The sequence below is a fragment of the Streptomyces sp. BJ20 genome, assembly GCF_022869105.1.
Classification (GTDB): domain Bacteria; phylum Actinomycetota; class Actinomycetes; order Streptomycetales; family Streptomycetaceae; genus Streptomyces; species Streptomyces griseoincarnatus.
Genome location: NZ_CP094918.1, coordinates 2087743 through 2110202 on the forward strand (window position 1 = coordinate 2087743; position 22460 = coordinate 2110202).

The window sequence follows — 22460 nt, forward strand, 5'->3', positions numbered from 1 at the left end:
CAGGCCCGCTCCTCACCACCCGGTCAGCACCAGGTGGTTGAGGAGCAGGGCCAGTGCCGCCTGCCCGGCGAGCCAGCCACGCGGACCGGGCAGGAAGGAACAGGCCGGCAGCAGCCACAGGGCGAACGGCAGCCAGATCCGCTCCGTCTCCGCCTTGCTCATCCCGGACAGGTCCGCGACCAGCAGTGCCAGCAGCGCGGACCCCACCAGCAGCGCGAGCCGGGTCGCCGGATCCCGGAGGACGGCCGCGCGGCCGGAACTCCACAGCTCCGCGCCGCCCCGGCGCAGCCCCGCCACCGTCGCGGGGCCCACCATCAGCACCGTGCACGCCAGGTTCGCCCACACCCAGTAGCCGTACGGGCGGACGCCGCCCGCGCCCTGGTAGTAGCGGGTCACCAGCAGCCGGTACGCCTCCCACCAGTCGAAGCCGAGCGCCGTGAACACGGTCGGCGCCACCAGGAAGCCGGCGGCCGCGTACAGCAGCGGCCGCAGCCGCCGCGTGCCCAGCAGCAGGACGGCGGCGGCGATCACCGCGATCAGGGTGAGCCCGTACGACAGGTACACCGTCAGTCCGAACAGCAGCCCTGCGCCGAGGCCCGTCCAGGCCGGGCGGCGGCCGGTGACGGCGAGGGACAGCAGGGCGAGCGCCCAGGCGGCGACCGCCGCGAACCAGCCGTCGGCGGAGGTGCCCGTCCAGATCGCGGCGGGGGCGAGGACGAGGAAGGGCGCGGCCCGGCGGGCGAGATCCTCGCCGGCCAGCCGCCGCACGGTGACCAGGACGGCGACGGCCGCCGTGGTGCCGGCCGTGAGGACGAACGCCCCGGCCCACGCCCCGCCGCCCAGCCCGATCCGGTCCAGCAGCACGAAGGTGAGGGTGGCGCCCGGCGGGTGTCCCGCCACGTGCGCCGGCCAGTTGTCAGGCGCGCCGATGAGGATGTGCGCGTGGAAGTCCCGCAGGGTCGCCGGGATGTCCTGGAACCGGTCGATCACCTGGAGGTACTCGTGGCGGGTGGTCAGCCGTCCGGCGACGCCCCGCTGCCAGCCGTCGACCAGGGCCAGCGACCACGTCCAGGCGAGCGCCCCGCCCCACACGGCGAGCAGCATCGGCCGCCACGGCAGCCGGACCGCGAGCGAAGGACCGTACGCCACGACCGCCACGGCGACCACGATCGCGGCCGGAGTGCCCGGGCCGACGTGCGGCATCCAGCCGCCCACGATCGGCGGCCACCCGACGCGCAGGGTGCCGTAGCGGTTCTGGAGATGCGTGCCGATCAGGGCGGCGGCCACGACCAGCGCCGCGGCGACGGCGACGGCGTACCCGTCGCGCCGCGACCCGCGGGCGCGGCCGGCCGGGTCGGGGGGATCCGTGCGGGGAGGAGTGCGCTTCACGACGTCACACGCTAGGCCCCCCGGCCTGCGGCAAGCGGCTGACGAGCGGCGATGTCAGCGTTTCGTCATCGGTTGCGGACCCCTTCCGGGCGCCGCGCCGACCTACCGTCGGCACATGGCACGGTCTTCCCTCCCCGGCCGCCTCCCGCGCGGCCCCTTCTCGCCCGACTTCTGGCGCAGTCCGCTGCGCGGCACGTGGTTCACCTCGGTGCTCGGCGTGGTGCTGCTCGCCGGCATCACGATCCTGTTCGTGACGGGCCTGGTGTCGTACGCGGCGTACAACCCGGATCTGTCGCCGGTGAACGACCGCACCCCCGGCAAGGGGATCCTCGGCTTCTACCTGTTCTCCTGGCCCACCGACCCGCCGTGGCTCTACCGGTTCACCCAGGGCGTCCACGTCACCCTCGGCCTGGGGCTCGTACCGGTGCTGCTGGCCAAGCTGTGGTCGGTCGTGCCGAAGCTGTTCACCCTGCCGCCGGCCCGCTCCGTCACCCACGCCCTGGAGCGGCTCTCGCTGATCCTGCTGGTCGGCGGCGCGCTGTTCCAGTTCGTCACCGGCATCCTCAACATCCAGCTGGACTACATTTTCCCGGGCTCGTTCTACCCGCTGCACTTCTACGGCGCGTGGGTGTTCTTCGGGGCGTTCCTCGCGCACGTGGTGCTCAAGGCGCCGGCCGCCTTCAGGAACCTGCGGCGCATGCGGAGCGGAGGGGGTGAGGAGCCGGACGAGGAACTGACCGCGGCGCGGCCCGCCCCGCCGACCGTGTCCCGGCGCGGGGCGCTCGGCCTGGTCGGCGGGGGCTCGCTGCTGCTCGTCGCCACCTCCGCGGGGCGCAGCTTCGACGGGCCGCTGCGCCAGACCGCCGTCCTCACCCCGCACGGCGGGCCCGAACCGGGCAGCGGTCCCGGCGCCTTCCAGGTCAACAAGACGGCCGAGTACGCCGGGATCCGCCCCGACGACACCACCGAGGAGGCCTGGCGGCTGACCGTCACCGGCCGCACCGGCACCGTACGGCTGAGCAGGGCCGACCTGCTCGCCATGGACCAGCACGACGCCGATCTGCCCATCGCCTGCGTCGAGGGCTGGTCCACCTCCGACCAGGCGTGGCGGGGCGTACGGCTGCGGGACCTCGCCGCGCTGGTGGGCCACGACGAACCGGCCGACGTGTACGTGGAGTCGCTGCAGCTGCGCGGCACCTGGCGGCACGCCGCACTGAGCGCCGGTCAGGTCGCCGACGGGCGTTCCCTTCTGGCCCTGTCCGTCAACGGCGCGGACCTGACCCCGGACCACGGCCATCCGGCCCGCGTCATCGTCCCGGCCGCGCCCGGCGTGCTCAACACCAAGTGGGTCACGCGGCTGACCTTCGGCGAGCTGTGAGGAGAGGTCCCGTGGCAAAGCGCATCCCCCGGCCCGTGCTGGGCAGCCCCTTCCACCTGCTGGTACTGCTGTGCTCGTTCGCCCTGTGCGCGTACGCGGGCGTGCGGCTGCTCGACGGCGACTGGCTGATGATCACCGTGTGGTTCGTGGGCGCGGCGCTGATCCACGACCTGGTGCTGCTGCCGCTGTACGCGGCGGCCGACCGCGCCCTGATCACCGTCACGGCCGGACGCACGGCGTGGGTGAACCACGTCCGCGTCCCGGCCGCCCTCTCCGGACTGCTGCTCCTCGTCTGGTTCCCGCTGATCTCCGGCCGGGTGTCGGAGCGGTACGCGGCCGCCACCGCCCTCTCCGCCGACGGCTTCGCCGCCCGCTGGCTGCTGATCACGGCGGCGCTGTTCGGCGGCTCGGCGGTGCTGTTCGCGATGCGGGCGGGGAGGAGGCGGCCGGAGGCGGCGGAGTGAGGGGGCAGAGGCGTCAGGCTCCGGGTATCGGGCGTCAGCGTCAGCGTCAGGCATCGGGCGTGAGGCGTCGTTGGGCGTCAGCGTCGGGCGTGAGGCGTCGTCGGGCGTCAGCGTGAGGCGTCGGGCGTCGGGCGTGAGGCGTCGTTGGGCGTCAGTGGCGGGCGTGAGGCGTCGGGCGTCAGCGTGAGGCGTCGGGCGTCAGCGTCGGGCGTCGGGCGTGAGGCGTCGAGCGTGGGGCAGGGAGCGTCGGGCGGGGGCGGGCGGCCCCGTGGGGGCGCCGCCGCCCCTTCCCTGCGCTGTCGCGTCCCGTGCGGACGACATGCGGGATGAGTCCGGCGGTTCCGCGTACGCCGGAGGGCGGGCCGCGGTGGGCGGCCCGCCCTGCGACGTGACGGTCAGCCGGCGGTCGCCGTCGCGGGTGCCCGGAGGGCGACGAAGGTGCGCCCGTCCGTGGACCACCGGTCCGCCGCGCGCCACCCGCACGCCCGTGCGCGGCGCAGCAGCGCCGGGGTGCCGAGGCGGGCCCAGGGGAAGGGGGCGCCGGGGGTGTCGTGAAGGCCGGTGACCCGCACGGTGACGCGTTCGTCGACGTCCGGGTACGGCACCGTCTCGGCGAGCAGCAGCCCGCCCGCCGTCAGTACCCGCGCCATCCGGTGCAGCAGCGCGGCCGGGTCGCCTCCGATGCCGATGTTGCCGTCCATCAGCAGCGCCGTGTCCCAGCGTCCGGTGCCGGGCAGCGGGTCGAACACCGAGGCCCGCAGCGCCCGTCCGCCGCGCCGGACGGTGTGCGCCACCGCCGCCTCGCTGACGTCGACGCCGAGCGCCCGGCGCCCCTGTGCGCCGAGCGCGGCCACCAGCCGGCCGGGCCCGCAGCCCACGTCCAGCACCGCGCCCTCGCAGCGCCCCAGCACCTCGAGGTCGGCCGGGTCCGGCTCCGCGCACCAGCGCTCCACGTCCAGCGGCAGCAGCCAGCCGTCGGCGCGGCGCAGGAACAGCGGGCCCCGGCCGGCGTGCAGCGCGTCGGCGTACGGGTCGGCCGACCAGGCGGGGTCGGCGGCCGGGAGCGGACGGGCGGGGGTGGTGCGCTGGGGGCCGAGCGGGGGCGCGGCCGTCGTCCGTGCCCGGCTCACCGGCGGGCCGCCGTCAGCCGGGCCAGCCGCGCGGCGAACCGTCCGTCAGGCGCCGCGCCGGCGACGGCCGCGGCGTCCCGGGCCGTGTCCACGTCCCGCAGCAGCGGCAGGTCCCGTACCCGCAGCCCGTCCAGCCGCCGCCGCTGCGCGGCACCGGTGTGAGGCGTCGACATGGGCACCCCGCGCACCAGGTCCGGGTCGGGGCCGGCCAGGCCCAGCGCCCAGAAGCCGCCGTCCGCGGCCGGGCCGAACCAGGCGTCGCAGTCCGCGAAGTCCACCGTCAGCAGCTCGGGCGTCACCTGCGGGGTGTCCATGCCGATGAGCAGGGCGGGCCCGTCGCACCCGGCGAACGCGCCGGCCAGCCGCTCGTCGAGGCCGCCCGCGCATTGCGGCACGACCTCGACACCGGCCGGCAGCCAGGGCCCCGGCGACCCGTCCAGCACCAGCACCCGGCGTCTCGCGGGGGTGCGGGCGACCGCGTCGAGGGTGTCGGCGAGCGCGGCCTCGGCGAGCGCCGCCGCCTCCTCCGGCGTGAACGGCGGGGTCAGCCTGGTCTTCACCCTCCCCGGCCGCGGCTCCTTCGCGATGACCAGCAGTGTCACCTCCGGCGCCGTCACGGCGTCACCCCCTCGCGCGCGGGCGGCTCCTGGAGCACCCGGCTCATGTCCCGTACGGCCTGGTAGGTGCCCCGCCAGGTGCCGGTCACCTTCGAGGCGCCGGTGCGCGGGGTGTACGGCACGTCGTGCTCGGTGATCCGCCAGCCGGCGTCGGCGGCGCGCACCACCATCTCCAGCGGGTAGCCGCTGCGCCGGTCGGTCAGGTCCAGCGCGAGCAGCTCCTCGCGCCGGGCCGCCCGCAACGGGCCCAGGTCGCGCAGCCGCAGTCCGGTACGGCGGCGCAGCAGCAGGGAGAGGGCCGCGTTGCCCGCGCGGGCGTGCGCCGGCCAGGCGCCCCGCCCCCGCGGGCGGCGCCGGCCCAGCACCAGGTCGGCGGCGCCCGAGCGGATCTCGTCGACGAACGGCACCAGGTCCGACGGGTCCAGGGAGGCGTCGCAGTCGCAGAAGCAGACGATCTCGGCCGTGGCGGCGGTCAGTCCGGCGTGGCAGGCGGCGCCGAAGCCGCGCCGCGCCTCGCGCACGACCGTGGCGCCGAGCTCGCGGGCGACGCGGTCGGAGCCGTCGGTCGAGCCGTTGTCGACGACGAGCGCCCGCCAGCCGGGCGGGATCCGGCGCAGCACCCACGGCAGCGCGGCGGCCTCGTCGAGACAGGGCAGGACGACGTCCACGGTCCGGGCCGGGCCGTCCGGCGGTGGTTCCGGTGAGGAGGGGGAGGTGGTCACGGCTCTCACCCTACGAACACGAAACGGGCATACCGGGCATCGGCTTCTTACGAAACACGGACGTCGGCACCCGCACCGGCCGGTTCGCGCGCGCGGAGTGCGAGGCTGGACGGCATGGAGCAGCCACCCACCGGCGGCGGGGCCGGAGCCCGGGTCCTCGTCGTCGACGACGACCCCACCGTCGCCGAGATCGTCACGGGCTACCTCGACCGCGCCGGGTACGTGGTCGACCGGGCCGGCGACGGCCCCGACGCCCTCGCCCGCGCCGCAGCCCACCGGCCCGACCTGGTCGTCCTGGACCTCATGCTGCCCGGCATGGACGGCCTCGAGGTGTGCCGCAGGATGCGCGGGCAGGGACCGGTGCCGGTCATCATGCTCACCGCGCGTGGCGACGAGGACGACCGCATCCTGGGCCTGGAGGTCGGGGCCGACGACTACGTCACCAAGCCGTTCAGTCCGCGTGAGCTGGTGCTGCGGGTGGGGTCCGTGCTGCGGCGCGTGCGGCCGGTGACGGACCCGTCCGGTGACGGCTCCGGCTCCGGTGTGCTGCGGGCGGCCGGGCTCACCGTTGATCCGGAGGCCCGGAGGGCTTCCAAGCATGGGAGCGAACTCGCCCTGACAGTACGGGAGTTCGATCTGCTCGCGTTCTTCCTGGCCCACCCCGGACGGGCGTTCGCGCGGGAGGAGCTGATGCGGGACGTGTGGGGCTGGGACTTCGGTGACCTGTCCACCGTGACCGTCCACGTACGGCGGCTGCGCGGCAAGGTCGAGGACGACCCGGCGCGGCCCCGGCTCATCCGCACCGTGTGGGGCGTCGGCTACCGCTTCGACCCCGCGACGACCGAGGAGGCGTGAGGCCGGTGCGCGACGCCCTGCTCATCGCCCTGTTCGCGTTCCTCGGCGCCACCACGGCCGGGGTGCTCGGCGCGGGCGTCCTGCTGCTGATCCGCCGGCGGTCGCTGACCGCGCACATGGCGGTCGTCGCCGCCGTCGCGGTCGCGGCGATGCTGGCGGGGACGCTGGCCGTCGCCCGCGCGATGTTCCTGTCGCCGCACGATCTGAGTGTGGTGACGACCGTCGTGGCCATGGCCGCGGTCGTCTCGCTCGTCACCGCGTTGCTGCTGGGGCGGTGGGTCGTCGCCCGGAGCCGTGAACTCGCGTTGGCGGCACGGTCGTTCGGGGACGGCGGGGACTTCGCCGCCCCCGACGGGCCGGCCGCCGCCGAATTCGCCGCGCTGAGCCGGGAGCTGGAGGCCACGAGTGTGAGGCTCGCGGAGTCCCGGGACCGGGAGCGGGCCCTGGAGTCCTCGCGGCGTGAACTCGTCGCCTGGATCTCGCACGATCTGCGGACCCCGCTCGCCGGGCTGCGCGCCATGGCCGAGGCGCTGGAGGACGGGGTGGCCGCCGACCCCGACCGCTACCTCAGGCAGATCCGCACGGAGGTGGAGCGGCTCAACGAGATGGTCGGGGACCTCTTCGAGCTGTCCCGCATCCACGCGGGGGCGCTGTCGCTGTCGCCGGCGCGGATGAGCGTGTACGACCTCGTCGGCGACGCCCTCGCCGGTGCGGATCCGCTCGCCCGCGAGCACGGGGTGCGGCTCGTCGGGGACGGGGTGGAGCCCGTGCCGGTGGAGGTGGACGGGCGGGAGATGAGCCGGGTGCTGGGGAATCTCCTCGTGAACGCGATCCGGCGGACGCCGGCGGACGGGACGGTCGCGGTGTCCGCGCGGCGGGCGGGGAAGGGGGTGGTGCTGTCCGTCACGGACGGGTGCGGGGGGATTCCCGAGGAGGATCTGCCGCGGGTCTTCGACACGGGGTGGCGAGGGAGCGACGCGAGGACGCCTCCGGCGGGGGCGGGGTTGGGGCTCGCCATTGTGCGGGGGATCGTGGAGGCGCACCGGGGGAGGGCGGATGTGCGGAACGTCGACGGCGGGTGCCGGTTCGAGGTGACGTTGCCCGTGGCGGGGTGAGGGTTCTTCACCGCGGGCCGGTGGGGGCTGGCCGCGCAGTTCCCCGCGCCCCTGAGGGGGTGGGGTTGGCGTTGTCACCCCGCGCGGGCCGGTGGGGGCCGAGCGCGCAGTTCCCCGCGCCCCTGAGGGGGCGGGGGTTGGCGTGCGGGATTCTCCGCGGGCCGGTGGGGGTTGCTCGCGCAGTTCCCCGCGCCCCTTGAGGTGCGCTGTGCCCCGCGTTCCTCAAGACGTGGCGGCGAACTCTCTCATTCCTTCCTCGAAGGTGATCTCCGGCTTCCAGCCCAGGGCCGTCCGCAGGCGGGTGGAGTCCGCCGTGATGTGGCGGACGTCGCCCAGGCGGTAGTCGCCGGTGACGACGGGCGACGGGCCGCCGTGGGCCTCGGCGAGGGCCCGGGCCATCTCGCCGACCGTGTGCGGTGTGCCGCTGCCCGTGTTGTACGCGGTGAGGGCGCCGGCGGGCGGATCCGCCTCCAGGGCCGCCACGTTGGCCGAGGCGACATCCCGGACGTGGACGAAGTCCCGCCGCTGGCCGCCGTCCTCGAAGACGCGTGGGGCCTCGCCGCGGGCCAGGGCCGAGCGGAAGAAGGAGGCGACCCCGGCGTACGGGGTGTCCCGGGGCATGCCCGGGCCGTACACGTTGTGGTAGCGCAGCGACACCGCCGAGCCGCCCGTCGCGCGCGCCCACGCCGCGGCCAGGTGTTCCTGCGCCAGCTTGGTCGTGGCGTACACGTTGCGCGGGTCGGCGGGGGCGTCCTCGGCGACCAGGCCCGGGGCGAGGGCGGCCCCGCACACCGGGCACGGAGGTTCGAAGCGTCCGGCCGCCAGGTCCTCCTGGGCGCGCGGGCCCGGCCGTACGACGCCGTGCCGGGGACACTCGTAGCGGCCCTCGCCGTACACCACCATCGAGCCGGCCAGCACCAGCCGCCGTACGCCCGCGTCGGCCATGGCGGTGAGCAGGACGGCCGTGCCGAGGTCGTTGCGGGAGACGTACTCGGGCGCGTCGGCGAAGCCGGTGCCGAGGCCGACCATGGCCGCCTGGTGGCAGACGGCGTCCACGCCTCGGAGGGCCGCCCGCACCGCGTCCGGCGCGCGGACGTCCGCCGCCGGGTCGGTGCGGACGTCGAGGACGACGGGCTCGTGCCCGCGCGTCCGCAGCGCCGTGACGACATGGGATCCGATGAAACCGGCACCGCCGGTGACCAGCACACGCATGACGTCACGCTAAGCCCGCGACCGCCGCGGAGGCGGCTGCGCGCCCGGCACGTCACACCCCCGTAAGACCCCGGTACGGCAGCCGCACCGTGAACACCGTCGCCCCCGGCCGGCTCGTCAGCTCGACGTCGCCGCCGTGGGCGCGGACCAGGGAGCGGGCGACCGCCAGACCGAGCCCGCTGCCGCCGCGGTCGCGGGTGCGGGCCTTGTCGACGCGGTAGAAGCGGTCGAAGACCCGGTCCCGGTGGTCCGCCGGTATGCCGGGGCCGGCGTCGGCGACCCGCACCAGGGCCGTCCCGGCGGTGGTGTCGAGCTCGACGGTCACCGGGGTGCCGGGCGGGGTGTGCACGGCCGCGTTGGCGAGCAGGTTGTCCAGCACCTGCCGTATCCGCTGCGGGTCGAGGCACAGGACCAGCGGACCCGTGGTGCGGGTGGTCACCGTGAGCGGATGGGCGGGGCGGCCCGCGCGGAACGCGTCCGCCGCCTGCTGGACCAGCTCCGTGAGGTCGGTGCCGGCCGTCCGCAGCGGCGCCTCCACCTCCGCCGCGTCCAGCCGGGCGAGCAGCAGCAGGTCGTCCAGCAGGACGCCCATCCGCGCCGCCTCGGCCCGCAGCCGCGCCAGGTGCCTCTCCCGCTCGGCGGGTTCGTTCGCGGCGGCGTACTGGAAGAGGTCCGCGTAGCCGCGCACCGACATCAGCGGGGTGCGCAGTTCGTGCGAGGCGTCCGCGACGAAGCGGCGCAGCCGCAGCTCCGCCTCCGCACGGACCGCGAGGGAGTCGTCGATGTGCTCGAGCATCGTGTTGAACGCGGTGCGCAGCTCCGCCACTTCGCGTCCGCCGTCGCGTCCGTCCGCGCGCAGCGGCAGCCGGGCCGCCGCCTCGGTCAGGTCGTGCGAGGTGATGCCGTGCGCGGTGTGCGCCATGTCGCTCAGCGGCTTCAGCCCGCGCCGCAGCATCCGCCGCCCGAACACCACCAGCGCCGTCAGCGCCAGCGCGAACACCACCACCTGCACGGTGACCAGCCGTTCGACGGTCTCCTCCACGTCCTCCACCGGGGCGGCGCTCACCAGCACCACCCCCGGCTCGACCTCGCAGCCGCGCAGCCGATAGGTGCCCTCCCCGTCGATCCGCGCGGTGCGCATCAGCTCGGTGTCGGAGTGCGCCATCGCCCGCGCGAGTTCGGACAGCGGCCGGGTGTCGTCGGGCACGTCGGCCGGCCGGCGCAGCGAGACCGAACCGCCGCTGACGTCGTACACCGCCGTGTACCACCCGTAGTACGGCTTGCGTCGTACCGTGCCGTGCGCCGCCGCGTCCTTGGCCTGCACGGTCTGGATGAGCTTCAGCTGCTCGCCGAGCTGCTGTTCGAGATAGTCCCGCATGTACGCGGTGAGCGCCGTGCCGACGACCGCGAACACCGCGAGGGACAGCACCCCGAGGCCCAGCGCCAGGCGGGTGCCGAGCCGCATCCGCCGGTAGGTGTCCCGCAGCCGCCGGGCGGCGGCCCTCACTCGCCCGCCTGCCGGATCACGTACCCGAAGCCCCGCACGGTGCGGATCAGCGGCGCGCCGGTGGCGTCCAGCTTGCGCCGCAGCCGGCTGATCACCAGCTCCACCACGTTGGACCGGCCCCCGAAGCCGTACTCCCACACATGGTCGAGGATCTGCGCCTTCGTGAGGACGGCGGGGGAGCGGCGCATCAGGTAGCGCAGCACCTCGTACTCGGTCGGGGTGAGCGCCAGCAGATGGTCGCCGCGCCGCACCTCCCGGGTGTCCTCGTCCATCGTCAGATCGCCCACGCGCAGCACCGACCGGGGGAAGTCCGGGCCCGTGCTGCGCCGCAGCACCGTCCGCAGCCGCGCCATCAGCTCCTCGACCGCGAACGGCTTGACCAGGTAGTCGTCCCCGCCCCGGGTCAGTCCCGCCACCCGGTCGGCGACCCCGTCCCGCGCGGTGAGGAACACCACCGGCACCATCTGCCCGGAGCGGCGCAGCCCGTCCAGCACGCCGAACCCGTCGACGTCCGGCAGCATCAGGTCGAGCACCACTATGTCCGGGCGGAACGCCTCCGCGCGGCGCAGCGCCTCCTCGCCGGTGTGGGCGGTGACCGCCTCCCACCCCTCGTACCGGGCGACCGTCGCCACCAGGTCGGCTATCGGAGGGTCGTCGTCCACCACGAGCAGTCGCACTCTGTCCACCCGCCCATACTGCGTCACCGTCCCCCTCAGGCCCGAGGCCGCTGCCCGGCCGGAGCCCGATCGACAGCGAACCGACAGGAAACCGAGTGACGTCCGGCATGCGGTCGATGTGAGGCGGGTGGTTTGGCGCGCCGGGATCCGGGCAGGTGGCGGCGTGGCCCCAGGCCGCCCCGACGCCGGGGTCCCGTGAATCGTCCCGGGGCCCTGTCGGTGCCGACGTCTACACTCGACCGGCACACGGCGCGGGCGACCTCGGCCGACCAAACTTCTGCCACCCGAAGGGCAAGCGGCGTCTTGATACGGATCGACTCAGTCACGAAGCGGTACCCGGACGGCACGGTGGCGGTCGACCGGCTGTCGCTGGAGATCCCCGACCGCTCGATCACCGTCCTCGTCGGCCCCTCGGGCTGCGGCAAGACGACCACCCTGCGCATGATCAACCGAATGGTCGAGCCCACCGAGGGCACGATCCTCCTCGACGGCGAGGACGTCCAGCGGCAGCCGGTCACGACCCTGCGCCGCTCCATGGGCTACGTCATCCAGAACGCGGGCCTCTTCCAGCACCGCACCATCGCCGACAACATCGCGACCGTGCCCCGCATGCTCGGCTGGGGCAAGCGGCGCGCCCGGGAGCGGGCGGCGGAGCTGATGGAGCGGGTGGGGCTCGACGCCGCCCTGGCCGGGCGGTACCCGTACCAGCTGTCCGGCGGCCAGCAGCAGCGCGTCGGAGTGGCGCGGGCGCTCGCCGCGGACCCGCCGGTGCTGCTGATGGACGAGCCGTTCTCGGCCGTCGACCCGGTGGTGCGCAAGGGCCTCCAGGACGAGCTGCTGCGCCTCCAGGACGAACTGGGCAAGACCATCGTCTTCGTCACCCACGACATCGACGAGGCCGTCAAGCTCGGCACCATGGTCGCCGTGCTGCGCGAGGGCGGCCGGCTCGCCCAGTACGCGCCGCCCGCCGACCTGCTGTCGCACCCCGCCGACGCCTTCGTCGAGGACTTCCTCGGCGCCGACCGCGGCATCCGCCGGCTGTCCTTCTTCCCCTCGGACGCGCTGGAGCTGACCACCGACGCGGTCGTTTCGGCCGACGCGCCCGCCGAACGCCTCGCCGCCTCCGACGCGCCGTACCTGCTGGTGACCGACGCCGACGGCCGCCCGCTCGGCTGGCGGGAGCGGGGGAGCGGCGGCGACCGGCTGCTGTCGTACGGGCGTCCGTTCCGGCCCGGCACGGACTCGCTGCGCGCCGCGCTGGACTGCGCGGTCCTCTCGCCCACCGGCTGGGCGGTCGCCGTCGACGCCGACGGCAGGGTGACCGGCGTGGTCTCCCAGCAGACCATCGGCGAGGCCATCCGCGCCGCGCACACCCAGGCGGCACCGGACCCGGACGCCGACGCGGCGCGCGGCGAGGACGAGAAGGTCGCCGGATGAACGGCTTCTTCGACATCCCCAGCGACCTCCAGCACAGCTGGGCCGGCCTGATCGGGGTGCATCTGCGCGAGGCGCTGCTGCCGGTGGCCGCGGGCCTGCTGCTCGCCCTGCCGCTGGCGCTGCTGTGCAACCGGTTCCGCTGGCTGTACCCGCCCGTGCTCGGTGTGACGACCGTCCTCTACGCGGTACCGTCCCTCGCCTTCTTCGTCGTGCTGATCGACTGGACGGGCCAGACCGAGCTGACCGTGATGATCCCGCTGGCCCTCTACAGCCTGGTGGTGCTGGTCCCGGCGATCGCCGACGGCGTGCGCTCGGTGCCGGACGAGACCCTCTCCGCCGCCACCGCCATGGGATTCGGCCCCGTCCGGCGGTATCTCCAGGTGCAGTTGCCGATCGCCGCGCCCGCGATCGTCGCGGGCCTGCGGGTCGCCACCGCGTCCAGCATCTCCCTGGTGAGCGTCGGCGCCCTCATCGGCAACCAGGGCGCCCTCGGCAATCTGATGGCCGCCGCGCAGAAGTACGACCGGCCCGAACTCGCGGCGAACGCCGTGCTGACCACGGCGGTCCTGGCGGTCCTGTGCGACGCCGCGCTGGTCGCCCTGCGCCGCGCGCTGACCCCGTGGATGCCCCGCTCGGGACGGGAACGGACCGCCGCCCCGCGCGAGGAACTCCTCACGAAGGGCGCCGCCCGGTGAACGTCCTCAACTTCGTCCAGGCGTTCTTCAGCGACAGCGCGCACTGGCACGGCTACGACGGCATCCCGTCCCGCTTCCTGGAGCACGTCCGGTACACCCTGCTGGCCCTCGCGGTCGCCGCGGCGATCGGCCTGCCCGTCGGGCTGCTGACCGGGCACACCGGACGCGGCGGCAACGCGATCGCCGTCGTCGCCAACGCCGCCCGCGCCCTGCCCAGTTTCGGCCTGCTGGTGCTCTCCGTGCTGCTCATCGGCTTCGGCCTGCTGCCGGTGATGATCCCGCTGGTCGTGCTCGCCGTGCCCCCCATCCTGGTGACCACGTACGAGGCGGTCCGCACCGTCGACCCCGCCCCCGTCGACGCGGCCCGCGGGATGGGTATGCCCGAGTCCGGGGTCCTGTTCCGGGTGGAGGTGCCGGTGGCGCTCCCGCTGATCCTCAGCGGTCTGCGGTCCGCCGCCGTCCAGATCGTGTCCACGGCCACCATCGCCGCCTACGTCAGCCTCGGCGGGCTGGGCCGGTACGTCATCGACGGTCTCTACCAGCGGAACTACGAGAAGGTCGTCGGCGGGGCGACGCTGGTGGCGGTGCTTGCGCTGATCACGCTCGCGCTGTTCCGGGCCGTGGAGCGGTTCGCGGTGTCGCCCGGAGTGCGACGCCGCTGACATTCGATCAGTTGTACGACAAATGTGACCCTGACGTTCTTGACCGGGCGTGAGACGGCTGGATTGGATCGGTGAATGACTTCCACGGCGAAGAGCAGCAGATCGAGGACGAGGCACCACGGAGCGGCGGCGGTCGCGCTCGCCGCCGCGGCGGCGCTGCTCACCGGGTGTTCCTCCGGGGACACCTCCGACAACCCGCTCGACGGTGACAAGGCCGAGGCGGGCACGGTCGTCGTCGGCTCGAACAACTTCGCCGAGTCCACCCTGCTCGCCGACATCTACGGGGAGGCGCTGCGCGCCAAGGGCCTCAAGGTCTCCTACAAGCACAACATCGGCAGCCGTGAGACCACCTACGGCCTGATGAAGAACGGCTCGGTGACGGTCCTTCCGGAGTACAACGGCTCCCTCCTCGCCTACCTCGACGAGAAGGCCGAGCAGACCTCCGCCGACGCGGTCAACGAGGCGGTCAAGGCGAAGCTGGACAAGCAGCTCACCCTGCTGGAGTCCTCGCCCGCCGAGGACAAGGACTCGGTCGCCCTCAACGCGGCGACGGCGAAGAAGTACGGCCTCACCGCCGAGTCCACCCTCGCCGACCTGAAGGAGGCCGCGCCCGAGCTGGTGATCGGCGGCTCGCCCGAGTTCCAGACCCGGCAGCAGGGCCTCAAGGGCCTGGAGGCGGTCTACGGGCTGACGTTCAAGTCCTTCAAGGCGCTGGACGCGGGCGGCCCCCTGACCCAGGCGGCCCTCGCGCAGAACGAGGTCCAAGCGGCGGACGTGTTCACCACGGACCCGACCATCCTCAAGGAGAAGTTCGTCGTCCTGAAGGACCCGGAGAACCTCTTCGGGTACGCCAACGTCACCCCGCTGGTCCGCAAGGACGGGCTGCCGCAGGAGGGCGTCGAGGCGCTGAACGCGGTCTCCGCGAAGCTGGACACCAAGACGCTGCTCGACCTGGACGCCCAGGTGCAGCTGGAGAAGAAGGACCCGCTGGACGTCGCCAAGGCCTGGCTGAAGTCCGCCGGTCTCGTGTGAGACCCGTCACGGGGTGCGGCGGAGCGGTCCGCCGCACCCCGCGGGCTCATCCGGCGGCGGCCGCCGCCTGCGCGATCAGCAGGTCGATCAGCGCGATCAGCACGTCCCGCGAGGACTCGCGCTCCCGCGCGTCGCACAGCAGCACGGGCACGTCCGCCGGCAGCGTCAGCGCCTCCCGGATGTCCTCCACCGGGTAAGGGTGCTCGCCGTGGAAGCCGTTGACGGCCACCACGAACGGGATGCCCCGCCGCTCGAAGAAGTCGATCGCGGCGAAGCTCGACTTGGGCCGCCGCACGTCGACCAGGACCACCGCGCCCAGGGCGCCGTGAGCCAGGTCGTTCCACATGAACCAGAACCGCTGCTGCCCCGGCGTGCCGAACAGGTACAGCACCAGGTCGCCGGACACGGTGATCCGGCCGAAGTCCATGGCCACCGTGGTGACACGTTTCTCCTCGACGCCCTCCAGGTCGTCGACGTCCAGGCCCGCCATGGTCAGCGGCTCCTCGGTGCGCAGCGGCCTGATCTCGCTGACCGAGCCGACCAGGGTCGTCTTGCCCACGCCGAAACCGCCGGCGATCAGGATCTTGACCGTGTCGGGCGCGCCGCCGTCGGCGGACGCCCGGGAGACGGTGTCAGAGCCGGCCAAGGCCTTCCCTCACTTTCTGCAGCAGGTCCGGATCCGGGGTGGTGACGGGACGCGGGGGACGGACGGTGATCCGGCCCGATTCCAGCAGGTCGCAGAGCATGATGACGACCACGCTCACCGGCAGGTCGAGCCGCGCGGCCAGCTCGGCCACCGCCATGGGGCGGACGCACAGCCGCAGGATCCGCGTGTGCTCGGGCTGCGGCCGGGCGGCGGTCTCGGGCTGCGGGTCGGCCGTCGTCACCGTCGTGATGAGCGTGAAGTCGGCGCGGCTCGGCCGGGTGCGGCCCCCGGTCAGGGTGAACGGCCGTACCAGCCGGCCCGAAGGGTCGCTCCCGCCCACCTCACACGCCGGGGTCTTCGGCGGGACCGCTGGTCTCCCGCGGGGCCGCGCTGAGGTGCTCGCCGATCTTCTTCACCAGCATGTTCATCTGGTACGCGACCACGCCGACGTCCGCCTTCGGGCCGGTCAGCACCACCAGATGGGCGCCGGGTCCCGCCGAGGTGAGGATCAGGTAGCTGTGCGCCATCTCGATGAGCGCCTGGCGCACCGGGCCGCCGCGGAAGTCCATGCTGACGCCCTTGCTCAGGCTCATCAGACCGGACGCCGTCGCGGCCAGACGCTCGGCGTCGTCGCGAAGGAAGCCGGTGGACTTGGAGACCACCAGGCCGTCCTCGGAGAGCACCACGGCCTGGTTCACGTCGGCGACCCGTTCCACGAGTCCGGTCAGCAGCTGGTCCAGCTGGGTGTGGGTGGCGGGCAGGGGGCGTGTCATGGCGGTGTTCCTTCGTCGGCGGTCGGCGGTCGGGCGGTCAGCGGTCGGCGTCAGCGGTCGGGGTCGGGTGCCCGGAGGCGGGCGCGGGCACGCGGGGCGGCCCGTCCTCGGGCCCGTCGTCGACGGCGCCCCGCGCCCGGAGCGTGCCCTGCTGGAAACAGGCCAGGGAGGAGGAGGCGTGCTCGGCGGTGAACTCGTCGTCGCACGGGTCCTCGACGGAGGGCTCCTCGAGCAGCTCGGCGGCGAGACTGGTCTGCGGCACGCGCCGGGGGAGCGGGGCGAGACCGCCCTTGCGGGCGGTGCCGCTGCCGTTCGGCTCGGGCGCGGCGGGCTTGTGCGGGGTGCCGGCGCCGCCCGGCGGGGTCGCGGAGGCGGTCGGTGGCATCGCGGTGTCTCCGTCCGCGGGGGCGGATCCGACCCGTGCCGAGCCGGGAATGCCCCGCGTAGGGCGGGAGCCGGCACGCGCGGCCGCGGGACCGGCCGCCGCGGGACCCATGTCGCTCCCGCCGGCCGCGGACCCGTCCCCGGCGGCCCCAGGCCCGTCCGTGGTGTCGTCCCGGCCGGCAGGGGCGTCCTCGCCGGTGGTGCCCGAGCCGCCACGCGTCACGCCGGACCGTCCCGCCGCGCCGTCGGCGCCGGCGGTGCCGGAGCCGTCCGGTGCGGACCCGGCGTCGTTCGCCCCGGCCGCGGCGCCCTCCGCCGCGGCCTTGCGCGCCGCGCCCGCACGGTCCCGGGTCGGGAGGGGACGCAGCGGGGACGAGGCATCCCTCGGGGAGGCGCCCTCGGCGGCGGACGCCTCCCGCGGCGCGTCCGACGGCTCGTCGGTCACGACGACCACCTCGTGCGGGACCAGCACGATCGCCGTCGTCCCGCCGTACGGCGACGGACGCAGGGTGACCGCGATGTCGTGGCGGTGCGCGAGCTGGGAGATCACGAACATGCCGAGCCGCAGGTCGTCGGCGAGGGCCACCACGTCGAACTGCGGCGGCTCGGCCAGGTGGGCGTTGAGGGAGGCGTAGTCCTCCTCGGACATGCCGAGCCCCCGGTCCTCGATCTCGACGGCGAGGCCCTTGGCGACCATCGCCGCCCGCACCGTGACGGGGCTGGGCGCCGGCGAGTACACCGTCGCGTTGTCGATCAGCTCGGCGAGCAGATGGATCACGTCGGCCACCGCGGGCGGCGCGAGCGACACCTCCTCGTCGGCGTACACCTCCACCCGCTGGTACTCGGCGACCTCGCCCACCGCGCTGCGCAGGATGTCGATCAGCGCGACCGGCTCGCTCCAGGTGCGGCCGGGGCGCTCCCCGCTGACGATGACCAGGTTCTCCTCGTACCGGCGCAACTGGCTGGCGGCGGAGTCGAGTTCGTACAGGCCCTTGAGGACCTCGGGGTCGGTGTGCCGGCGTTCCAGCGCGTCGAGCTTGCTGAGCTGGAGGTTGACCAGGTTCTGGCTCTGCCGCGCGATGCCCAGGATGATCTTCTGGAAGCCGCGCCGGGTGTCGGCGAGTTCGACGGCGGTGTGCACGGCGGTGCGCTGCGCGGTGTTGAACGCCTGCGCCACCTGGCCGAGTTCGTCGTGGCCGTAGTCCAGGGGCGTGGTCGCCGACTCGGGGTCGACCTTCTCACCGCGCTCCAGCCGGGCCACCACGTCCGGCAGCCGCTCCTGGGCCAGGCCGAGGGTGGCCAGCCGCAGTCCGCGCAGCCGGCGGGACAGCGAGCGGGTGATGCGCCAGGACAGGACCACGCACAGCAGCAGCGCGAGCAGCCCCGCCGCGCTCAGCGAGCCGGCCGTCACCAGCAGGCCGCCCGCCTCGTCGGCACTGCGGGTGAGCAGTGCGTCGGTCTGCTGCCGGATCATCGCGCTGTACTGCGGGGTGACCTTGTCCATGGCCTCGGCCCACCGGTCACGCAGGTCCGGCAGTTCGACCTCCTGGGCCTCCCCCTCGGCCGGGGTGGCCAGCACCTGGTCCTCCACCGCCTCCAGCGCGCGCCACTCGGGGCTCGACAGGATCCGCTCGGTCTGCGTCTTCAGGTCGCCGCCCAGTGCCGGCTTGATCTGGTCGGCGACCAGCCAGCGCCGGGTGTGCACCAGCTCGGCGAACTCCTGCCGGCGCTCGGCCTCCAGACGCCCGGACGGCCAGGCGAGGGTGAGCAGCGCGTCCTCCCGGGACATCAGCTCCGCCGCGTGCTCCAGCGACACCAGCGGCTGCGCCTGGGAGGTGAGGTCGCCGTCGTCGACCTGGGACAGCTCCTGGAAGGCGTGGATCTGGTCGTCGATGACCGACGTGTACTGCTCCAGCGCCTCCTCGGCGGTGATGTCGCGCGGGTCGTCGATCTGGTCGCGGTAGTACTCGAGGCTGCCCACCGAGCCGAGCACCGAGTACAGCCGGTCCGAGATGCGCGCCGGAGCCTGCGCGATCGCGTCGGCCTGCCCCATGAGCCGCGCCACGGACCGGTCGGTGGCGCGCCGCTGGGTGACCAGCGCGGACCGTGAACCGTCCGGTCCGGCCAGCCAGTCGGCGGTGAGCGCCCGCTCCCGCTGGAGGTCGAGCGCGGCATACGTGCCCATCGCGCCGGTGGACCGGCTCAGCTGCGTCTGCGACCGCAGCTCCAGGCCCTCGGAGAACATGCGGATCGTGGTCAGGGCCCACAGCGCGGCGAGGGTGACGCAGGGCACCAGGGCGAGCAGGATCAGCGAGAGGCGTATGGAGCCGAGACGGCGCCGGGCACCTGTCCGTCGAGACATCGTGGTCCTAGAGCTGTCGGGTGGTGGGAACGGTACGCACGGCGGCCGTCAGCGGGTACCGGCGGCGGCGAAACCGGCGACCGAGTCCGCCTCCGCCTTCGTGACGAACGCCGGCCCGGTGAGGACGGGCGCGGCCCCGCCGCCGCTGACGTTGCCGTTGGTCCGGTACAGCCACAGCGCGTCCACGGCGAGGTAGCCCTGGAGGTAGGGCTGCTGGTCGACGGCGAAGCGGACGTTGCCGCCGCGCACGGCGTCCACCAGTTCCTCGTTCAGGTCGAAGGTGGCCACCTCCGCCCCGCTGTCCGCCTCGGCCGCCGCGTCCACGGCCAGGAGCGCGAAATCGGCGCCGTTGGTGACGACCTGGTCGATGGAGGGGTCCTGGCGCAGCTTGGCCGTGAGGATGCCGGAGACGGCCCGCTCGTCGGTGCCGTCCACGTACAGGTTCTCGCTCGTGCCGCGGAACGTCTTCTTCACACCGGCGCAGCGGGCCTCGAGACCGACGTTGCCCTGCTCGTGCACCAGGCACAGCGTGTGCTCGGCCTTCAGCTGGTTCAGCTTCTCGCCGACCGCGCGGCCCGCCAGGCTCTCGTCCTGGCCGAAGAACGTCAGCAGGCCGGCCTTCTTCCAGGCGTCCAGACCCGAGTTGAGGCCGACCACGGGGATGTCCGCGGCCCGCGCCTCGTTGACCGGGCCCTTCATCGCCTGCGGCTTGGCCAGGGTGAGCGCGATGCCGTCGACGCCGTCGCGGACGGCCTGGCGCACCAGGTCGGCCTGTCCGGCCCCGTCGGGGTCGCTGAGGTAGGTCAGTTCGATGCCGTCCTTCGCGGCGGCGGCCTCGGCGCCCTTGCGTACCCGGTCCCAGAACTCGTCGCCCTCGCTGCCGTGGGTGACCAGGGCGACCCGCAGGTCCCCTGAGCCGCTCACGGAGCCCGTGCCGTCGTCCCCCTCGTCCGCGCCGGAGGAGGAGCAACCCGCCATCAGCAGAGCGGTCGCGGCCGCCAGGACCGCGGTTCGGCGTCTCGGGGTGCGGCGGGACGGGGGACGAGTGTTCATGGAGAGCGCGGACCTCGCTGTGCGGCAGAGCTAAGTGCAGGGGCGGGACACCGGTGGATACGGACGCCACCGTGAGGTGCGGCCGTCCGGGTGACCCTCGCTGGCCGGAGCCAACCGCGTGGAACCACTGGTCGTCAAGTGAACATCCACGCGAAGTGAGGTGCCGCTGCCGCATTGTGATGAACCGTGAGAACCTGCGAAGCGGAAGTGCGGGCTCCGTACGGCGCGAGGAGGGCGCGCACACGGATACCTCGCGTGCTGTTTCACCCCGCGGCGTACGCCCTGTATGCCGGTTGTGTTCAACTGGGCCTGTTCATCTGGGTGATGAACGTCAGCGCACCGTGAGTTATCGTGTACAGGGCGTTAAAAACAAACGGCATGGGCCGTAGCTTTCCGGCCATAGGAGTGCAGTCGATGGCAAGGCAGGTACGCGCCGAGAAGACCCGCGCGACGATCATCACGGCCGCGGCCGACCTGTTCGACCGGCAGGGCTACGAAGCGACCAGTCTCAGCGACATCGTCGAGCACGCCCGCGTCACCAAAGGGGCCCTCTACTTCCACTTCGCCGCCAAGGAGGACCTCGCCCACGCCATCCTGGAACTCCAGTCCGTGACCTGCCACCGGCTCGCCCGCGACACCGGCGCCCGCGGCCGCACGTCGCTGGAGGCGCTGATGCGCCTCACCTTCTGCCTGGCCCGCATGTCCGCCGAGGACCCCGTGCTGCGGGCCGGGCTCCGGCTGGCCACCGGCGTCACCCGGCCGCGCCCGCCGCTCAGCCACCCCTTCACCGAGTGGCTCGACATCGTCTCGGCCCGGCTGGCCGCCGCCGTCGAGGAGGCCGACGTCCACCCGGACGCCGACATCGACGTCGTCGCCCACTCCCTGGTCTGCTTCTTCGTCGGCACCCGGGTCGTCGGCCGCGCCCGCGAACCCGTCACCCGCCAGCCCCGCCGCACCGCCGAGATGTGGCAGCTCCTCATCCGCGGCCTGGTCCCCGTCACCCGCCGCGCCCGCTACCTGTCCCTCGCCGCCCGGCTGGAACGGGAGCCCGCCCCGCTGTGACGCCCGGCGCGCGGGCGCCCGGCGGGTTACGGTGAGACCCATGCCCGACACCCCCGCCGGTCCCGTGATCGTCGCCGACGAGCCCGGCACCTTCCCGTACGGCGTGCTGGCCGAGCGTCACCCCGCGATCCTCCGCCAGGTCGCCGCCGACACCCCCTACGGCCCGGAGCGGCGCCGCGCGCTCGACGCCCTGCTGGCGAACTGCACCGAGGGCGCCGTCACGCCCCTGCCCGCCGGCGCCCACGACCGCGACCGCTGGGCCGCCTGGGGCATGGACGACCACGCCGGCCGCTCCTGGCACGACGTGCCCTGGCTGTGGTCCGAGAGCTGGTTCTACCGCCAACTGCTCCAGGCCGTCGGCTACTTCGAGCCCGGTCCCTGGCAGGGCGTCGACCCCTTCCGCCCCGCCAAGCTCGCCGAGCTCGACGCGCCCGCCACGGACGAGGAACTCGCCGCGCTCGACGCCCTCGACGACCTCCCCGAGGACGAACGCGCCCGCGCCCTGCTGCACGGCTCCCTCTGGGGCAACCGCGCCGACCTGGGATTCCGCATGTCCGCCGAGGGCGCCGAGGAGACCGCCGCCGTCCCCGCCCTCGTCGCCGACGACGGCGAGCGCCTGTGGTCCCTGCTCGACGGCTCCCCGGACGGCACCCTCTGCCTGGTCGCCGACAACGCCGGCCGCGAACTCGTCCCCGACCTGCTGCTGATCGCCCACCTGCTCGCCCACGGGCGTGTCACCCGGGCCGTTCTGCACGTCAAACCGCACCCGTACTACGTCTCCGACGCCACCACCGCCGACGTCCTCGACGCCGTACGCCGCCTCACCGCCGCCAAGGGCGCCGCCGGGGCGTACGGACACGCCCTGCGCGCCGCCCTCACCGACGGCCGGCTCGAACTGCGCGCCCACCCGTTCTCGTGCGCGCCCCTGCCCTACGCCGACATGCCGGACGACCTGCGTGCCGACTTCGCGGAGGCCACCCTCACCGTCCTCAAGGGCGACCTCAACTACCGCCGTCTCGTGGGCGACCGGTACTGGCCCCCGACCACCCCGTTCGCCGACGTCACCGCCTACTTCCCGGGCGCGGTCGCCGCCCTGCGCACCCTCAAGTCCGACGTGATCACCGGCCTCGCCCCGGAGACGGAGGCGGCGCTGGACGCGGAGGAGAGCGGGCGCTGGCGCACGAGCGGCACCCACGCGCTGATCCAGGTACGGACCTGAGCCCCCAACTCCCGTTTCCGCACGGTTTCACGCGAAGGTGTGATCACCGGGCGGGCCGCGGATGCGGCC

General features: G+C 74.1%; 22 protein-coding genes. 10 read left to right on the forward strand and 12 right to left on the reverse strand.

The features are described from left to right. Positions 1–12 precede the first annotated feature (12 nt). Entirely contained in the window at positions 13–1389 is a 1377-nt protein-coding gene (locus MTR79_RS09540; RefSeq protein WP_244789742.1) for a hypothetical protein, read from the reverse strand. 115 nt (positions 1390–1504) lie between these two features. Between MTR79_RS09540 and MTR79_RS09545 the strand changes: the two genes are divergently transcribed. Together MTR79_RS09545 and MTR79_RS09550 are read left to right on the forward strand one after the other, a co-directional pair. Next, entirely contained in the window at positions 1505–2767 is a 1263-nt protein-coding gene (locus MTR79_RS09545) for a molybdopterin-dependent oxidoreductase (protein ID WP_244789743.1), read from the forward strand. Between the two features lie 11 nt (positions 2768–2778). Next, positions 2779–3231, forward strand: coding sequence for a hypothetical protein (locus tag MTR79_RS09550; protein ID WP_244789744.1), 453 nt, complete (start codon positions 2779–2781; stop codon positions 3229–3231). A 395-nt stretch (positions 3232–3626) separates the two neighbouring features. On the opposite strand, the gene MTR79_RS09555 is transcribed toward MTR79_RS09550, so the two are convergent. Genes MTR79_RS09555 through MTR79_RS09565 form a run of 3 tightly spaced genes read right to left on the reverse strand, consistent with a single transcriptional unit; the run spans position 3627 to position 5700 of the window. Beyond that, positions 3627–4361, reverse strand: coding sequence for a class I SAM-dependent methyltransferase (locus MTR79_RS09555; protein WP_244789745.1), 735 nt, complete (start codon positions 4359–4361; stop codon positions 3627–3629). After that, positions 4358–4978, reverse strand: a complete 621-nt coding sequence (locus MTR79_RS09560) for a DUF2064 domain-containing protein (RefSeq protein ID WP_048455558.1) — start codon at positions 4976–4978, stop codon at positions 4358–4360. The genes MTR79_RS09555 and MTR79_RS09560 overlap by 4 nt, the downstream gene beginning before the upstream one ends. Then, a complete protein-coding gene (locus tag MTR79_RS09565) occupies positions 4975–5700 on the reverse strand; it encodes a glycosyltransferase family 2 protein (protein ID WP_189363425.1) in 726 nt (241 codons plus the stop codon). The genes MTR79_RS09560 and MTR79_RS09565 overlap by 4 nt, the downstream gene beginning before the upstream one ends. A 114-nt stretch (positions 5701–5814) precedes the next feature. On the opposite strand from MTR79_RS09565, the gene MTR79_RS09570 reads away from it, so the two are divergent. Then, positions 5815–6555, forward strand: a complete 741-nt coding sequence (locus MTR79_RS09570; protein ID WP_086705335.1) for a response regulator transcription factor — start codon at positions 5815–5817, stop codon at positions 6553–6555. A gap of 5 nt (positions 6556–6560) precedes the next feature. Next, the gene (locus MTR79_RS09575; protein ID WP_122214202.1) at positions 6561–7670 is read left to right on the forward strand and encodes a HAMP domain-containing sensor histidine kinase; all 1110 of its coding nucleotides are present in this window, start codon (positions 6561–6563) and stop codon (positions 7668–7670) included. A gap of 222 nt (positions 7671–7892) precedes the next feature. On the opposite strand, the gene MTR79_RS09580 is transcribed toward MTR79_RS09575, so the two are convergent. From MTR79_RS09580 to MTR79_RS09590, 3 genes are read right to left on the reverse strand one after another with little or no spacing between them, the layout of a single operon-like run. After that, positions 7893–8882 carry an NAD-dependent epimerase/dehydratase family protein gene (locus MTR79_RS09580; RefSeq protein ID WP_244789746.1) on the reverse strand — a complete coding sequence of 330 codons (990 nt, stop codon included), beginning with the start codon at positions 8880–8882 and terminating at the stop codon, positions 7893–7895. A gap of 52 nt (positions 8883–8934) precedes the next feature. Further along, complete coding sequence (locus MTR79_RS09585) at positions 8935–10347, reverse strand: HAMP domain-containing sensor histidine kinase (RefSeq protein WP_086702551.1); 1413 nt, start codon at positions 10345–10347, stop codon at positions 8935–8937. 38 nt (positions 10348–10385) lie between these two features. Next, a complete protein-coding gene (locus MTR79_RS09590; RefSeq protein WP_244789747.1) occupies positions 10386–11075 on the reverse strand; it encodes a response regulator transcription factor in 690 nt (229 codons plus the stop codon). Between the two features lie 294 nt (positions 11076–11369). On the opposite strand from MTR79_RS09590, the gene MTR79_RS09595 reads away from it, so the two are divergent. The 4 genes from MTR79_RS09595 (at position 11370) to MTR79_RS09610 (ending at position 14892) form a co-directional block, all read left to right on the forward strand. After that, positions 11370–12503, forward strand: coding sequence for an ABC transporter ATP-binding protein (locus MTR79_RS09595; RefSeq protein WP_244789748.1), 1134 nt, complete (start codon positions 11370–11372; stop codon positions 12501–12503). Further along, positions 12500–13198: an ABC transporter permease subunit gene (locus tag MTR79_RS09600; protein WP_048455551.1), complete on the forward strand. Its 699-nt coding sequence runs from the start codon at positions 12500–12502 to the stop codon at positions 13196–13198. The genes MTR79_RS09595 and MTR79_RS09600 overlap by 4 nt, the downstream gene beginning before the upstream one ends. Next, a complete protein-coding gene (locus MTR79_RS09605) occupies positions 13195–13860 on the forward strand; it encodes an ABC transporter permease (protein ID WP_086702543.1) in 666 nt (221 codons plus the stop codon). Before MTR79_RS09600 ends, MTR79_RS09605 begins: the two co-directional genes overlap by 4 nt. 75 nt (positions 13861–13935) lie before the next feature. Beyond that, a complete protein-coding gene (locus MTR79_RS09610) occupies positions 13936–14892 on the forward strand; it encodes an ABC transporter substrate-binding protein (protein ID WP_086702542.1) in 957 nt (318 codons plus the stop codon). A gap of 46 nt (positions 14893–14938) precedes the next feature. Here the strand turns inward: MTR79_RS09610 and MTR79_RS09615 are convergent, their stop codons facing one another. Genes MTR79_RS09615 through MTR79_RS09635 form a run of 5 tightly spaced genes read right to left on the reverse strand, consistent with a single transcriptional unit; the run spans position 14939 to position 20110 of the window. Beyond that, the gene (locus tag MTR79_RS09615; protein ID WP_086702540.1) at positions 14939–15538 is read right to left on the reverse strand and encodes an ATP/GTP-binding protein; all 600 of its coding nucleotides are present in this window, start codon (positions 15536–15538) and stop codon (positions 14939–14941) included. Continuing rightward, the gene (locus tag MTR79_RS09620) at positions 15525–15878 is read right to left on the reverse strand and encodes a DUF742 domain-containing protein (protein WP_244789749.1); all 354 of its coding nucleotides are present in this window, start codon (positions 15876–15878) and stop codon (positions 15525–15527) included. The genes MTR79_RS09615 and MTR79_RS09620 overlap by 14 nt, the downstream gene beginning before the upstream one ends. A gap of 1 nt (position 15879) precedes the next feature. Then, the gene (locus tag MTR79_RS09625; RefSeq protein WP_048455546.1) at positions 15880–16311 is read right to left on the reverse strand and encodes a roadblock/LC7 domain-containing protein; all 432 of its coding nucleotides are present in this window, start codon (positions 16309–16311) and stop codon (positions 15880–15882) included. 37 nt (positions 16312–16348) lie between these two features. Then, positions 16349–19057 carry a nitrate- and nitrite sensing domain-containing protein gene (locus MTR79_RS09630; RefSeq protein WP_244789750.1) on the reverse strand — a complete coding sequence of 903 codons (2709 nt, stop codon included), beginning with the start codon at positions 19055–19057 and terminating at the stop codon, positions 16349–16351. Between the two features lie 48 nt (positions 19058–19105). Next, positions 19106–20110, reverse strand: coding sequence for a substrate-binding domain-containing protein (locus MTR79_RS09635; protein WP_244789751.1), 1005 nt, complete (start codon positions 20108–20110; stop codon positions 19106–19108). Positions 20111–20524: 414 nt separating this feature from the next. On the opposite strand from MTR79_RS09635, the gene MTR79_RS09640 reads away from it, so the two are divergent. Together MTR79_RS09640 and MTR79_RS09645 are read left to right on the forward strand one after the other, a co-directional pair. Next, positions 20525–21172, forward strand: a complete 648-nt coding sequence (locus tag MTR79_RS09640) for a ScbR family autoregulator-binding transcription factor (protein WP_048455543.1) — start codon at positions 20525–20527, stop codon at positions 21170–21172. A gap of 40 nt (positions 21173–21212) precedes the next feature. Then, a complete protein-coding gene (locus tag MTR79_RS09645) occupies positions 21213–22391 on the forward strand; it encodes a damage-control phosphatase ARMT1 family protein (RefSeq protein WP_244789752.1) in 1179 nt (392 codons plus the stop codon). The last annotated feature ends 69 nt before the right edge of the window (positions 22392–22460 follow it).